11 protein-coding genes are annotated in these 14,701 nt (G+C 67.2%); 7 read left to right on the forward strand and 4 right to left on the reverse strand.

Annotation, left to right across the window (positions count from 1 at the left end):
• The first annotated feature begins 71 nt into the window (after positions 1-71).
• The 3 genes from CLM73_RS05850 to CLM73_RS05860 all read left to right on the forward strand — a co-directional run bounded on the left by CLM73_RS05850 (position 72) and on the right by CLM73_RS05860 (position 4,111).
• Positions 72-614 (forward strand): RNA polymerase sigma factor, encoded by a 543-nt coding sequence (locus CLM73_RS05850; RefSeq protein WP_105237699.1) that lies wholly within the window; start codon positions 72-74, stop codon positions 612-614.
• Complete coding sequence (locus CLM73_RS05855) at positions 614-1,576, forward strand: FecR family protein (protein WP_105237700.1); 963 nt, start codon at positions 614-616, stop codon at positions 1,574-1,576. Before CLM73_RS05850 ends, CLM73_RS05855 begins: the two co-directional genes overlap by 1 nt.
• A 111-nt stretch (positions 1,577-1,687) precedes the next feature.
• Complete coding sequence (locus CLM73_RS05860) at positions 1,688-4,111, forward strand: TonB-dependent siderophore receptor (RefSeq protein ID WP_105237701.1); 2,424 nt, start codon at positions 1,688-1,690, stop codon at positions 4,109-4,111.
• 45 nt (positions 4,112-4,156) lie between these two features.
• Here CLM73_RS05860 and norR read toward each other — a convergent pair whose 3' ends face one another.
• Positions 4,157-5,686: a nitric oxide reductase transcriptional regulator NorR gene (gene norR, locus CLM73_RS05865; RefSeq protein WP_105237702.1), complete on the reverse strand. Its 1,530-nt coding sequence runs from the start codon at positions 5,684-5,686 to the stop codon at positions 4,157-4,159.
• Positions 5,687-5,837: 151 nt separating this feature from the next.
• Between norR and ytfE the strand changes: the two genes are divergently transcribed.
• The 3 genes from ytfE (at position 5,838) to CLM73_RS05880 (ending at position 7,992) form a co-directional block, all read left to right on the forward strand.
• Positions 5,838-6,509: an iron-sulfur cluster repair protein YtfE gene (ytfE, locus tag CLM73_RS05870; RefSeq protein WP_105237703.1), complete on the forward strand. Its 672-nt coding sequence runs from the start codon at positions 5,838-5,840 to the stop codon at positions 6,507-6,509.
• 62 nt (positions 6,510-6,571) lie between these two features.
• Positions 6,572-6,982 carry a hemerythrin domain-containing protein gene (locus CLM73_RS05875; RefSeq protein ID WP_105237704.1) on the forward strand — a complete coding sequence of 137 codons (411 nt, stop codon included), beginning with the start codon at positions 6,572-6,574 and terminating at the stop codon, positions 6,980-6,982.
• Between the two features lie 92 nt (positions 6,983-7,074).
• The gene (locus CLM73_RS05880) at positions 7,075-7,992 is read left to right on the forward strand and encodes a DUF808 domain-containing protein (protein WP_105237705.1); all 918 of its coding nucleotides are present in this window, start codon (positions 7,075-7,077) and stop codon (positions 7,990-7,992) included.
• A 7-nt stretch (positions 7,993-7,999) separates the two neighbouring features.
• Here CLM73_RS05880 and CLM73_RS05885 read toward each other — a convergent pair whose 3' ends face one another.
• Genes CLM73_RS05885 through CLM73_RS05895 form a run of 3 tightly spaced genes read right to left on the reverse strand, consistent with a single transcriptional unit; the run spans position 8,000 to position 13,736 of the window.
• Positions 8,000-9,460 (reverse strand): efflux transporter outer membrane subunit, encoded by a 1,461-nt coding sequence (locus tag CLM73_RS05885; RefSeq protein WP_105237706.1) that lies wholly within the window; start codon positions 9,458-9,460, stop codon positions 8,000-8,002.
• A 2-nt stretch (positions 9,461-9,462) separates the two neighbouring features.
• Entirely contained in the window at positions 9,463-12,648 is a 3,186-nt protein-coding gene (locus CLM73_RS05890) for an efflux RND transporter permease subunit (RefSeq protein WP_105237707.1), read from the reverse strand.
• Entirely contained in the window at positions 12,645-13,736 is a 1,092-nt protein-coding gene (locus tag CLM73_RS05895) for an efflux RND transporter periplasmic adaptor subunit (protein WP_105237708.1), read from the reverse strand. The genes CLM73_RS05890 and CLM73_RS05895 overlap by 4 nt, the downstream gene beginning before the upstream one ends.
• 231 nt (positions 13,737-13,967) lie before the next feature.
• Between CLM73_RS05895 and CLM73_RS05900 the strand changes: the two genes are divergently transcribed.
• Positions 13,968-14,591, forward strand: coding sequence for a TetR/AcrR family transcriptional regulator (locus tag CLM73_RS05900; protein WP_105237709.1), 624 nt, complete (start codon positions 13,968-13,970; stop codon positions 14,589-14,591).
• Positions 14,592-14,701: the final 110 nt, after the last annotated feature.

Genomic DNA, 14,701 nt, shown 5'->3' on the forward strand with positions numbered 1-14,701 from the left:
CATCTAATATCACGCCCTGGATGCGCGCCGGCTTGCTGTGGCCATGCGCCGGTACTTTCCTTAGGGGCATCATGGGGGAGCGGTTCTTCGGCGTGGTGGCCGAGGCATACAAGGCGTGGAACGCCGAGCTGGTCGGGTTTCTGAACCGGCAGCTCAAGCGTTCGCCGGATACCGCGCAGGATCTGGCGCAGGAGACCTTCGCCAAATGGCTCGCGGCAAGCAAGAGCGGCGAACAGCTGGAAAAGCCACGCGCGTACCTGTATGAAATCGCCCGCAATCTGCTGCGCGATCATTGGCGGCGCGAGGGCGTGCGCGGCGAGCACGTCGTGGCCAGCCTGGACGATCAGGGGTTCGAGCCGCCCGCGGACAGCCTGGCCGCGCACGCGGGCCTGCAGCCCGAAGCGCGCGCCGACGCCAACCAGCGCCTGCGTTTGCTGCAGGCTGCCATCGACGACATGCCGGCGCGCCAGCGCGAAGCGTTTTTGCTTTATCGGTATGATGAGCTGCGCTGCGAGGAGATCGCCAGCCGCATGGGCATTTCGGTCCGCGCGGTGGAAAAGCACCTGCAGTTGGCTCTGGCGCATTGCAAGCGTCGCGTTCAGGGCGAAGCCTGATGAACCCATCCCAACCTTTATCCGCTACCGAAGCCGTCGCCAGCGCATGGTTCCTGCGCCGCCGCGAGGCCGCGCTCGATGCCTTTGCCGAGCGCGACTTTCAGGCATGGCTGGCCGAGTCGCCGCTAAATCGCCAGGAATATGAACGCCTTGCCCAGGTCTGGGACGACATGGCGGCGCTGCCGCGTCCCGCACCCCGGCAGGCAGCGCAGACGCCCGCACCGCGTCCACCGCGATTTGCCGCTTACCTGAAATGGGGATGCGTGGCCGCGGCCTTGGCGCTGACCGTCGCTGCCGCGTACCAATACCTGCCGGTCAGCTACACGACGCTGGCCAACGCCGCCACGCAGACCCGCAGCGTCGATCTTCCCGACGGCACGCAGGTCCACGCCAACGGCGGCACCCGCGTCACCGTGAAATACACGCTGGCCGAGCGGCGCATCAGCATCGAAGGCGGCGAAGTCTTCATCGACGCGGCGGCCGACCGGCGTCCGCTGATCGTGGAGGCGGGCGGCGCCCGGCTGCGCGATATCGGCACCGAGTTCAACGTGCTGCTCCTGCCGGACACCTTGCAGGTGGGCGTGCGCAGCGGCGTCGTGCTGCTGGAATCCGGCGATGCGCAGACGCCCGTCGTCCGGCGGCTGCAGGCGGGCGATACGGTCCGGCTTGCGCGCGGCCCCGGCCGGCAGGTGCGCGAGCAGCGCGTGCCGTTGACCGAGATCGGCGCCTGGCAGGACGGCGTGGTGGTGGTGCATGACATGACCGTGCAGCAACTGGCGGCGTACATGGCGCTGCATCGCGAGGCACCCGTGCTGGTCGCGGATGCCCGCGCCGGCGGTCTGCGGCTGTCGGGCACGCTGGACCTGCGCCAACCCGAGGCGTTCCTGGATGTGCTGCCCAGCCTGCTGCCCGTGACGGTGAATCGCCGGCCGGACGGCACGGCGGTGGTCGCCAGCCGCTAAGCTGCCGGCCAGTCCTTGTTTGCGAATAATTATTTTTCCCAACACGTTCGGGTTCTGGCCGCTCGTGCGTCTTCCCCAGTGAAAGTTCACTTCTTCTCGTGGGGATAGACCATGGCGTCTCGCCATTTCCATTGCCGGCCCAGCGTTGGCCGTTACGCGCTGCTGTGCGCATTGTCGATGACCGTACTGGCGGCGGGCGCCCTGACGTCCCGTCCCGCCCATGCGCAGGCTGCCCAAGCGCAAGCCATTGAATTGGCGGCGGGCAGCCTGGCGGATTCGCTGGTCAGCCTGGGCCGTCAGGCGCAGGTGCAGATTCTGTTCAGCCCCGGGGCCGTGGCTGGCCTGCAAGCGCCGGCCGTCTCGGGCCGGCTGACGCCGCAAGCGGCCCTGGATCGGCTGCTGGCGCGCTCCGGGCTGGTTGCGGTGCCCAGCGGGGCGGGCTTCATCGTGCGGGCGCCGTCCGGCGGCGGCAGCAGCGACGCCACGACGCTGGCGCCGGTAACCGTCACGGGCCGCGACCTTGCCACGACCGAAGGCACGGGTTCCTACACCACGCCGGCCGTCACCATCGGCAAGAACGTGCAAAGCCTGCGTGAGATTCCGCAGTCCATTTCCGTGGTCACGCGCCAGTTGCTGGACGACCAGAACCTCGTGAACCTGGACGACGCCATGCGCACGGTCACGGGTGTCACGGTCGAAGCCGGCAGCGTGGGCGGCAATCATGGGAACTTCTATTCCCGCGGCTACGCGCTGGACACGATCCAGGTGGACGGCGTCAACACGCCCGCCAGCACCGGCAACGATCTGTCGGCCGGCTTCGGCCTGGCCATCTACGACCGCATCGAAGTGCTGCGCGGTCCGGCCGGGCTGTTCCAGGGCGCGGGAGACCCGGGCGGCACGGTGAATCTGGTGCGCAAGCGCGCGCAGCGGGACTTTGCGTTCAGCGGGCAGGTCATGGCCGGATCGTGGGACCGCTACTACACCGAAGCCGACATCACCGGACCGCTGGATAGCGACGGCCGGCTGCGTGGCCGGCTGGTCGCGTCCTACGACGACCGCCGCTCGTTCGTGGACGGCGTCTACACCCGCAAGCCGCTGTTCTACGGCACGATGAGCTTTGACGTGACGCCGGACACGACGCTGACGGCGGGCGCCACGTACCAGCAGTACAAGGGCCGCCCCTTCTTCGGCCTGCCCGCGTACACCGACGGCCGTCTGCTCGACGTGCGCCGCTCGACCAATCTGGATCCCAGTTGGAACCACATCACCGAGGAAATCACCGAGTACTTCGCGGACGTGGAGCATCGCCTGTCGAACGGCGGACGCATCAAGGTCAGCGGCTTGTACCGCGAGCAGGACGAGCCCAGCCGCGAATTCGGCTGGTCCGATTGCGCGGTGGATCCGTTGACCGGCGACACGTGCCTGGTCAGCTGGAAGTACCGCAGCAACTGGAAAACCTATGGCCTGGATGCCTTCGTGTCCACGCCGTTCGATGCCTTTGGCCGCACGCACGAGCTGATCGTGGGCGCGGACTACCGCAACGTCCACAAGAACTTCCAGTACGGGGGCGGGGACACGGCGGATATCAATCTCTACCATCCCGACAACGACATTCCCAAGCCGGACTACGAGTTCACCAACGGCAACGACAGCAAGACCCATCAGTACGGCCTTTACGCCCGCACCAACCTGCGCGTGGCCGATGCCGCGACGATCATCGCCGGCGGCCGCCTGACCTGGTGGAACAACAAGACGGCCAACCGCAACGCCTACTTCAATCAGTTCACCAACACCGACACCAGCATCAACGGCAAGTTCACGCCGTACCTCGGGCTGGTGGTGGATCTGAACGATCAGCTGTCCGCCTACACCAGCTACACCAGCATCTTCTCGCCGCAGACGGTCACCGACGCCAACGGGCAGCCGCTGGATGCCCGCACGGGCAAGCAGTTCGAGATCGGTCTGAAGGGCGAATTCCTGGACAAGCGCCTGAACGGCCACGTCGCGCTGTTCCGAATGGACGACGAAAACCGCGCCATGACGGATCCGGACAATCCGCTGTTCTCGATGGCGGCGGGCAAGATGCGCAACCAGGGCTTTGAAGCGGAGATCAGCGGCAGTCCGGCGCCGGGCTGGGCCATCACGGCCGGATACGCCTACACGACGACCAAGACGCTGAAGGGCACGGAAGACCAGAAGTCGCAGCAATACGTCTTCATCACGCCGCGCCACACCTTCAATTTGTGGACCAAGTATTCGTTCGCGTCGGGGCCCATGGAAGGCTGGTCGCTGGGGGCGGGCGTGCGCAGCGTCAGCAGCATGTATCGCTTGAACGGCCCGGTGAAGTTCGAGCAGCGCCCGTACACCACGGTGTCCGCGCAGGCAGGCTACCGCTTCAACAAGCATGTGGATGCGACGCTGACGGTGAACAACCTGTTCGACAAGGTCTACTACCAGCGCGTGTGGGCGGCCTACGGGTCGAACTACTACGGTGAGCCGCGCAGCGTCATGCTGGCGGTGCGGGCGACGTACTGATGTAGGCGGGGAGACGCAGCCACGCCGTTCAGGCGCGGCGGTGGCTCAAGCTTTCAGGCCCAGACGCCGCGCCAGCTTGTGCAGGTTGCTGGGGTCCACATCCAGCGCTCGCGCAGCCACCGCCCAATTGCCCTGGTTGGCGTCCAGCGCCCGCCGGATGACCTGACGCTGGCAGGCGTCGACCGCGTCGCGCAGCGACTGCACGGGCGCGCTTGCATCGGGGACCTCGGCAGCATCGTCTTCCAGCGACGCCGGCATGTCGCCGTCGGACAGGTCCAGCAGCTTGGCGCCCAGCGTGACGATCTCGTTGCGGCTGGCGCCGTGGCTGACGGCCTTGATGGCCGCGCGGCTGAGGACGTGTTCCAGTTCGCGCACGTTGCCCGGCCAGCGGTAGCGCCGCATCATTTCCTCGGCCTCGGGGGATAGCCGCAGGCTGCGCAGCCCGAGCCGCGCGCGGTTCAGTTCCAGATAGCGTCCGGCCAGCAGCAGGATGTCGTTGCCGCGGTCGCGCAGGGGCGGGATGGGTATCGGGTAGACCGACAGGCGGTGATAGAGGTCGGCGCGGAAGTCGCCCGCCCGCACCAGGTCGCGCAGGCTGCGGTTGGTGGCCGCCACGATGCGCACGTCCACGGTGCGCGGGCGGTCGTCGCCCAGCCGCTGGATCTCGCCGTTCTGCAGGGTGCGCAGCAGCTTGGCCTGCACCAGCAACGGCAATTCGCCCACTTCATCCAGGAACAGGGTGCCGCCGTTGGCGGCTTCGAAGCGGCCGGGGCGGTCGGCAACGGCGCCGGAAAACGCGCCCTTCGCGTGGCCGAACAACTCGCTTTCCGCCAGCGATTCGGGCAGCGCGGCGCAGTTCACGTGCACCAGCGGCCGGTCGCGCCGGCGCGACAACCCGTGCACGCGATGCGCGAACAGCTCCTTGCCCACGCCGGTCTCGCCCAGCAGCAGAATGGGCAGCTCCGAATCGGCCACCACCTCGATCTCGTGCAGCAGCCGGGCGATGGAGTCGCTCTGGCCCAGGATCTCGCTGCTGGCGGGGGCGGCGCTGTCCGCCGGCGCCTGCCCGCGCGCCACGCGCAGGGCGCGGATCTCGGCCTCCAGGCGGGTCGTGCGCAGCGCGGCTTCGAGCAGCACGATGTAGTCGCGCAGGTCGGCCTGCGCCTCCATGTCGAACGTGCCGACCTCCAGCGCGTCCAGCGTCAGCACGCCCCAGGTCTTGCCCTCGATGTGCAGGCTGGTGCCCATGCAGTCGTGCACCGGCAGCGGTTCACCTGCCATCCCATTGATGAGTCCGTCGTAGGGGTCGGGCAGGGTGCTGTCGTGATGAAAGCAGGTGACGCCGCGCCGCCCCAGAATGGCCGCCAGCCGCGGGTGCTGCTGCACGGCGAAGCGGCGGCCCAGCGCATCCTGGGTCAGGCCGTCCACCGCGATGGGGCGAAGGTGGTCTTCTTCAAGCTGCAAGAGCGCGACGGCGCCGCAGCGGAAATGAGTGCGAAGACTGGAGACCAGGCGTTGAAGCCGGATGGCGGGCGGCAGGTCGGCGACCAGGTCCGCAAGCAGGAGATTTTGCATGGGTGAATTCTACCGTTGCAAGGTGAATAGAACCCTTCTAGCGAATGGTGATATTTACCCTTTAAATCGCAGGTGGTTGATATTTCGCAAGTTTTTCCTGGCACGGTTTTCGCAAGTAGAGAAGCACCGCAATGATCTTTGGAGAGACGCGATGAGCATGGTTGAGCAATCCCTGGGCCAGTTGGCCCGCAGCATTCCCGGCGCCACGCAGGTGTTTCACGAATTCGAACTGGACTTCTGCTGTGGCGGTAAAAAGAGCCTGGCCGAGGCGGCCGCGCAGCGTTCGCTGGATCCCGCGCAGATCGAGGCCCGCCTGGTGGCCCTGGCGCAGAACCCCTCGCAGGAAATCGACTGGGGGCTGGCGTCCCCGGCCGAACTGGTCGAGCACATCCTGGCCCGCTACCACGAGGTCCATCGCCAGCAGTTTCCGGAACTCATCCGCCTGGCGCTTAAGGTGGAACAGGTGCATGCCGACAGCCCGGACTGCCCGGCCGGCCTGGCCGACCACCTGCGCACCATGCAGCAGGAACTGGAAAGCCACATGCAGAAAGAGGAACAGGTGCTGTTCCCCATGCTGGCCCGCGGTCACGGCGCCATGGCGTCCATGCCGATCATGGTGATGCGCATGGAGCACGACGACCACGGCGTCGCGCTCGAACGCCTGATGGCCCTGACCAACAACGTGACGCTGCCGCGCGCCGCCTGCAATACCTGGCGCGCGCTATACCTGGGCATTCGCCAGTTCAAGGAAGACCTGATGGCGCACATCCACCTGGAGAACAACATCCTCTTTGAAAACGCGGGCGCGCGCGCCCCGGCCTGACGGGCGCGGCAAGGAAGGGCGGGGCCCGCCGGCCCCGCGGCATCAGCAGGGAAGAGGTCCGTATGAATATCGACAAATTCAAGCAGCAGCACGTGGATATCCTGGAAGGCATCGCGTCGCTGCGCAAGCTGGCCCTGGCGGGCGTGGCGCGCAACGCGGCCGAGATCGCGCAGGGCATCGTGGCCATGAGCGCCACCATCAAGCTGCATCTGGCGGTCGAGGACCGAGCGCTGTATCCGGCCGTGGCGCGCAGCGCCGACGCCGAGTTGGCGCGCAAGGGGCGGGAGTTCCAGGAAGAGATGGACGCCATCGCCACCGCGTATGAAGGCTTTGCCAAGCGCTGGAACAACGCGCGCAGCCTGGAACTGGACGAACGCGGCTTCCGGGACGACGCGAACACCGTGCTGCGCCGCGTCCACGAGCGCATGCAGCGCGAGAACCACGATCTTTATCCGCGCATCGAGGCGATGTAGCAAAAGGAATGAAAACCGCCATCTCCGTTGCATGAAACCGGCGAGCGCCGCCTGTACACTCGGAACACCTTACAGGGCGACAGGGGTTCTTGATGGCCGGAAGCAGTTTCTTCGCGTTGTTCGACGATATCGCCACCATTCTGGATGACGTTTCCGTCATGACGAAGGTGGCGGCCAAGAAGACGGCAGGCGTGCTGGGCGACGACCTGGCGCTTAACGCCCAGCAAGTCAGCGGCGTGCCGGTCAACCGCGAGCTGCCCGTGGTCTGGGCGGTGGCCAAGGGCTCCTTCATCAACAAGCTGATCCTGGTGCCGGCGGCGCTGCTCATCAGCGCGTTCGCACCCTGGGCCATCACGCCGCTCCTGATGCTGGGCGGCGCGTTCCTCTGCTACGAGGGCGTCGAAAAGCTGGCGCACAAGTACCTGTCGCATGGCGAATCCCCCGAAGGCCACCACGCCGCGCGCGCCGAGGCGCTGCAGAACCAGTCGGTCGACATGGTGGCGTTTGAAAAAGCCAAGATCAAGGGCGCGGTGCGTACCGACTTCATCCTGTCGGCGGAAATCATCGTCATCAGCCTGGGCGCGGTGGCCGGCGCCGACTTCACGCGCCAGGTCGCCGTGCTGTCCATCATTGCCATCGGGATGACGGTGGGCGTCTACGGCCTGGTCGCCGGCATCGTCAAGCTGGATGACCTGGGCCTGTACCTGAGCCAGAAAGCGTCGCGCGGCGTGGCCTGGCTGGGCGAGCGCATCGTGGCTGCGGCGCCTTTTCTGATGAAGACGTTGTCGGTGGTGGGCACGGCCGCGATGTTCATGGTCGGCGGCGCCATCCTGACCCACGGCATCCCGCCGGTGCATGCGGCCGTCGAACACGCCGCCGCCGCGGTCGGCGGGGGCGGCGTCGTTCACGCGCTGGTGTCCACGTTGCTCAACGCCTTGTTCGGCATCGTCGCGGGCGCGGTGGTGCTGGGCGCGGTCAGCCTCGTCAAGCGCCTGTTCAAGAAGGGCTGACGCGCCGCTACTGCTGCGGCGCGGCACTGGCCGGCGAACCCATTGCCTGGAACAACGCCGCCGTTTCCGTCATGCGGGCGTTGGCGTATTCCAGTTCACGCAGGCGCGCCGCCACGTAATGCTGCTCGGACGCGTACTGGGTGTACGGCGCCAGCGCGCCCAGCCGAACGCGCTTGGCCGTGTTCTGGTAGGACTGCTCCGCCGCCTTGCGCGAACCTTCCGCCGACGCCAGCGCCTGCCCGCCGGCATCCAGCCGTGACAGCGTGTCGGCCACGTCGCGGAACGCGGTCAGCACGGTCTGCTTGTACTGCAACACGGCGGCCTCGTAACGCTCCTTGGCGGCGCTGCGCTCGGCAAGCAACTGCCCGCCGTGGAAGATCGGCTGCGTCAGCGACGCGCCGATGGCCCAGATGGAGCCGGCGCCCGACAGGGCATCCGCCCACGCAAACCCGCCCTTGCCCATGGAGGCCGTCAGCGACAAGCTCGGAAAGAGCTGCGCGGTGGCCAGCCCCACGTCGGCCGCGGCCGCCACCAGCGCCGCCTCGGCAACCTGGACGTCCGGCCGGGAAGCCAGGAGTTCCGACGGCACCACCACCGGCACCGCCTCGGGCACGGCGATCGTGCTGAAGGCCAGATCCGGCGGCGCCTGATCGGGACTGCGGCCCAGCAGCACGGCCAGCGCGTGACGCGTCGCATGCCACCGCGCGCGCAGGCCGGGCAGCGATGCCTCCAGCGTGGCGGCATCCTGGTCCGCATCCAGCGCGTCGTTTTGCGACGCCGCGCCCAGTTCGTACCGGCGCTGCGTGTCGCGTGCGACCTGCCGCAGCAGCACCACCTGCTTTTCCGTCAGCGCCACCTGTTCGGCCAGCGAGGCCGAGGTAATCGCACCCGTGACGATGTTGGCCGCCAGTGAACGCCGCGCGGCTTCCAGCTGGTAGGCCTGCTGTTCGACCTGCGCCGCGAGCGAGGTGTTGGCAAAGCGCGCCGCGCCAAAGAGGTCCAGGTTGTAGCTGGCCTGCACCTGTCCCGTGAACACATTGAAGAGCGCGGTGGGCTGCGGCAGGTTGGGCATGGTCAGCGCACGGTTGCGCGTGGCGCTGACGCCTGCATCCACCGTGGGCAGCAGCGACGAATTGACCTGTCCGCGCAACTGCTCGCGCGCGCCGGCCAGATTGCGTTCGGCGGCGGCCAGGTCCGGGCTGTTGGCCAGGCCTTCTTCGACCAGCGCATTCAGCGCGTGGGACTGGTAACGCGTCCACCATTGCGGCACCGGGTGCGCGCCGCGCTCGAAGCGCTGCGCCACGCCCTGCGCGGCGGCGCCGGTGGCAGGCGCCGCCTCGACCCCGTATTGAGCGGGTTCGGCCATCACGGGCGGCCTGCTGTCCGGCGCGAAGGCGCAGGCGCCCAGCGCCAGCACCAGCGGCAGCGCGGCAAATCGCAGGCAAGCGGAAGGGATGGGATGTCGCATCGTCAGGCTCCTCGTTCCACCGTGTCGCCCGCGTTGGCGCCGGGCGGCACGCCTTCGGGTTCGTCGCGTTCGTCGTGCTTCACGCGGAACCACGCGGCGTACAGGGCCGGCAGGAAGAACAGCGTCAGCACCGTGGCGCTGGTGATGCCGCCCATCAGCGCCGTCGCCATGGGACCAAAGAAATTGCTGCGCAACAGCGGAATCAGCGCCAGCACCGCGGCGGCCGCCGTCAGCGTGATCGGGCGGAAGCGCCGGACCGTGGCGCCCACGATGGCGTCCACGCGCTTGTGGCCCGCGCTGATGTCCTGTTCGATCTGGTCCACCAGGATGACTGAGTTGCGCATGATGATGCCGAACATCGCGATCACCCCCAGCATCGCGACAAAGCCGAAGGGCTTGCCGAACAGCAGCAGGGCGGCCACCACGCCGATCAGCCCCAGCGGCGCGGTCAGCACCACCATCAGCACACGGGCGAAGCTCTGCAGCTGCACCATCAGCAGCGTCAGCACGGCCACCGCCATCAGCGGCATCTGCGCATTGATGGACGTCTGGCCCTTGGCGCTTTCCTCTACCGGTCCGCCAACTTCAATGCGGAAACCGACCGGCAGCTCGGCGCGCAGCGTGTTCAGCTTCTTGTCGATGGCGCGCGTGACGTCGATGCCTTGCGCGCCGCCGATCACGTCGGCCTGGACGGTGATCGTGGGCTGGCGGTCGCGTTCCCAGATGACGCCGTACTCCAGGTCGTACTTCACCTGGCCGATGCTGCCCAGCGGCACGGGACCGTTTGCCGTCGGCATCGCCAGCGTGGCGAGCCGGGCGGGGTCGACCCGCTCTTCGCGCGGGGCGCGCAGGCTGACGTTGATGAGCTTGTCGCGTTCGCGGTATTGCGTCACGGTGTAGCCCGACAACGTCATCGCCAGGAAATCGGAAATGTCGCTGGAGCTGATGCCCAGTTCGCGCGCCTTCTGCTGGTCGACTTCGAAGCGTACCGAGCGCTCGGAAGGCTCGTCCCAGTCGAACTGCACATTGGCCGAGCGCTTGTCGGCGCGCACTTCGGCGGCCACCTTCTCGGCCACCGCGCGCACGTCCGGGATCTTGTCGCCGCTGACGCGGAACTGCACCTGATAACCCACCGGCGGTCCGTTCTCCAGCCGCGACAAGCGGCTGCGGATGGCGGGGAAGTCGCTGCGCAGCATTGGCTCCATCCACTGCGCGAGCTTTTCGCGATCTTCCACCGAATGGGTAGTGATCACGAGCTGCGCGAAGTTGGGCGTGGCCAGCTGCTGATCCAGCGGCAGGTAGAAGCGCGGCGCGCCCGTGCCGACGAAGCTGACCGAATGCGCGATTTCGGGGCGGCCCTCGATCACCTTTTCCAGGCGCTCGACCTGGCGCAGCGTCGCGGCAAAGGATGCACCCTCCTGCAGGCGCACGTCGACCAGCAGTTCGCTGCGGTCGGAGCTGGGGAAGAACTGCTGCGGCACGAACTTGAAGCCCGCCATGGCTACGGCAAACACCACCACGGTGCCAGCAAGCACCAGGAAGCGGCGGTCCACGCACCACGCCACCCAGCCGCGCAGGCGCTGGTAGAAGCGGGTGTTGTAGATGTCGTGCTCGTGGTCGTGCGGCAGATGCGCCTCGCGCTTGCGCTCGGGCAGAAGGCGATAGCCCAGCAACGGAATCAGCACCACGGCCGCGAACCACGAGGTGATCAGTGCGATGGCGGACACCTGGAAGATCGAACGCGTGTATTCGCCCGTGCTGGACTTGGCCAGCGCAATCGGCAGAAAGCCCGCCACGGTGACCAGCGTGCCGGTCAGCATCGGAAACGCCGTGCTGGTGTAGGCGAACGCGGCGGCGCGCGTCCGGTTCCAGCCTTGTTCCAGCTTCACCGACATCATCTCGACCGCAATGATGGCGTCGTCCACCAGCAGGCCCAGCGCCAGCACCAGCGTGCCCAGCGACACCTTGTGCAGGCCGATGCCGAACATCTCCATGAACAGCGCCGTAATGGCCAGCACCACGGGGATGGAAATCACCACCACCATGCCCGTGCGCAAGCCCAGCGACACCAGGCTGACGGCCAGCACGATCGCCACGGCTTCCGCGACGGAGCGCAGGAAGTCGTCGACCGAATGCGACACGGCGGTCGGCATGCTGGAGACTTCCTTCAACGTCAGGCCCGCGGGCAGTTGCGCCTGCAATTCCTTGAACTTCGCGTCCAGCGATTTGCCCAGGCGCACCACGTCCTGGCCCGGCTGCATGGTGATGCCGATGCCCAGCACGGTTTCCCCGCTGAAACGCATCTGCTGCGCGGGCGGATCGTCATAGCCGCGATGAATGGTGGCGATATCGCCCAGCCGGATCGACTTGTCGTTCACGCGGATCAGCGTGTCCGCCAGCGCCCGGCTGTTGGGGAACTGCCCCGAAGGCCGCACGAAGATGCGGTCGTCGGCAGTGGTCAGCGTGCCCGCGCCCTGCACGGCGTTCTGGCTGTTGATCGCCTGCGCGATCTGTTGCGGCGAGACGCCCAGCCGGGTGAGCTGGGTGTTCGTGATCTCGATATAGATGTGTTCGGGCTGGTCCCCGAAGTAATCCACCTTGGCCACGCCGGGCACGCGCAGCAGCACCGTGCGCAGCTTGTCGGCGTAGTCATGCAGCTGCGCGGGCGAGAAGCCATCGCCCTGCAGCGTGTAGATGTTGGTGTAGACGTCGCCGAACTCGTCATTGAAGAACGGGCCCTGCACGCCTTGCGGCAGCGTGGCCCGCATGTCGCCGACCTTCTTGCGCACCTGGTACCACTGGTCGGCCACCGTGTTGGCGGGCGCCGAGTCCTTCATCGTGTAGAAGATCAGGGATTCGCCGGGCCGCGAGTAGCTGCGCAGGAAGTCCGTGTTGGCGGTTTCCTGGAGCTTCTTGGCGATGCGGTCCGTGACCTGTTCCTGAACCTGCTGCGCGGTGGCGCCGGGCCACAGGGTCTGGATGACCATGACGCGGAAGGTGAAGGGCGGATCTTCGGACTGCGCCAGCCGCGAATACGACAGCACGCCAAACAGCGTGACGAGCGTGATGATGAAGATCACCAGCGGCTGATGCCGGAGCGCCCAGGCCGACAGGTTGAATCGGCCTTCCTCGTGGCGATGGGCATCGTGGCCGCCGCCCTTGCCAGCATCCTCGCCGGGGGCGCTCATGACGCGAAGTCCTCGGGATGCAGCGGCGGCACCGGGCGCACTTTCTCGCCCGCCGACACCGTGTGCACGCCTTGCCACACCACGCGCTCGCCTGGCTGCAGGCCTTGCGACAGGGTGACGGTGCGCGCGTCGTAGCGCAGCACCTGCACGCGGCGCAGCTCCAGCGTGTCGGCGTCGGGTTTGACGATCCACACCGCCGGCTCTCGGCCTTCATGGAACAGGGCAGTGGCCGGCACGGTAAAGGTGGTCTGCCCGTTGGCCGAGCGGTTATCGAAGCTGATGTTGGCGGTCATGCCCAGCCGGACCTCGGGCGATGGCGATTCCAGCGTGAGCTTGGCGCGGTAGGTGCGGCTTTGCGGGTCGGCGGCCGGCGCGATCTCGCGCAGGACGGCCGTGAAGGTCTGGCCGGGCAACGGGCCCAGCGTGACGCTGGCGCGCTGGCCGACCGCCAATCCCGCCAGCACGCTTTCAGGCACGTCGCACAGCGCGTCGATGTCGCCCGACCAGGCCAACTGGTAGACCGGGGTGCCCGCCGCCACGTTTTGTCCGGTGTCGGCCTGTTCGGCCGTGATGACGCCCGCGTGGTCGGCCGTGAGGGTGGTGTAGTTGAGCTGGTCTGCTGCCAGCGCTGCCTGCTGCGCGGCCTGGTCCCGCTGCGCAAGCGCCGAGGCATAGGCGTTGCGGGTTTGTTCGAGCTGCGTCGCGGCAATCAGGTTTTCGCGTGCCTGGGCGCGGTCGCGCTCCAGTTGCTGGCGGGCGTAGTCAAACTGGTGCTGCGCTGCGGACAGCGCGGCACGTGCGGCTGCCGCGTTCTTGGCCGCGTCGGCCGGATCCAGCTTGGCAAGGGCCTGGCCGGGAGCGACGGTGTCGCCCAGCCGCACCTTGCGCTCGATGATCTTGCCGCCCACGCGGAACGACAGCGGGGTGCTGTAGCGCGCCTGCACTTCGCCGGGCAGCGTCCAGGCGGGCAGGGCTTCGTCCGCCTGCGCGGGCATGGCGACCACGGGACGCGGCGCAGGGGCGGGCGCCTCCTCGCGGCCGCAACCGGCCACGGCGGCAGCCAGCGCAAGCACGGCACTCATCGCCATCAGGCGTGTCCGGCGGCAAGGCAGGGAAATGGGAAAAAGCGGCGCTGCATCGGCAGCGACGGAGCGCGCGGTGGAACGCGCGGCCGGGCCAGGACAATTCACGAAACACCTCGCGGCGCGGAAAAGGGCAGAAAAGGGCGAGTCGAACTCGATACGGACTGGATTCTAATACAGTCGTGTATCTGGATTCAATGTTGAATCTGAAACCGGCGCCGATGCTAAACTCCGGCCATGTCAAAAGTCCGCCTAACCCGAGAGCAGAGCCGTGACCAGACGCGTCAGCGCCTGCTCGACGCTGCCCAGTCGATTTTTCTGTCCAAGGGTTTCGTGGCGGCCAGCGTCGAAGACATCGCCGAACAGGCGGGCTACACGCGCGGCGCGTTCTATAGCAATTTCGGCAGCAAGTCCGAACTCTTCCTGCAATTGCTCAAGCGCGACCATGAAAACGTCATGGCCGACATGCGCGCCATCTTCGAAGCCGGCGAGACCCGGCAGCAGATGGAAGCGCGCGTGCTCGATTACTACAGCACGCACTATCGCGAGAACGACTGTTTTCTGCTCTGGATGGAAGGCAAGCTGCAGGCCGCGCGCGATCCGGACTTCCGCGTGGGGTTCATCGCCTGTCTGCGCGAGCTGCGCGCCGCCACCACCGAATACATCCGCCAGTTCTCGGCCCACGTCGGCACGCCGCTGCCGCTGCCGGCCGAGCAGCTTGCGCTGGGCCTGCTGGCCCTGTCGGACGGCATGCAGTTCAGCTATGCCTTCGATCCTCAGGCCGTCACGCCCGAGATGACCGAGGCCGTGCTGGCCGGGTTCTTTCGCCGCGTCGTCTTTGGCGATGCCAAGCCGGAATAGGGCCGCGGCGCCCGTCTGAAAAATTCCGATTTCTGACTCAGGTGATTGTCAGCTTGGGTGCGCCCGTGATAGTAATACCGGCGGCGCACCGGTCGTGCTGAGGGGGCCAG

This window comes from Achromobacter spanius (assembly GCF_002966795.1).
Lineage (GTDB): Bacteria > Pseudomonadota > Gammaproteobacteria > Burkholderiales > Burkholderiaceae_B > Achromobacter > Achromobacter spanius_D.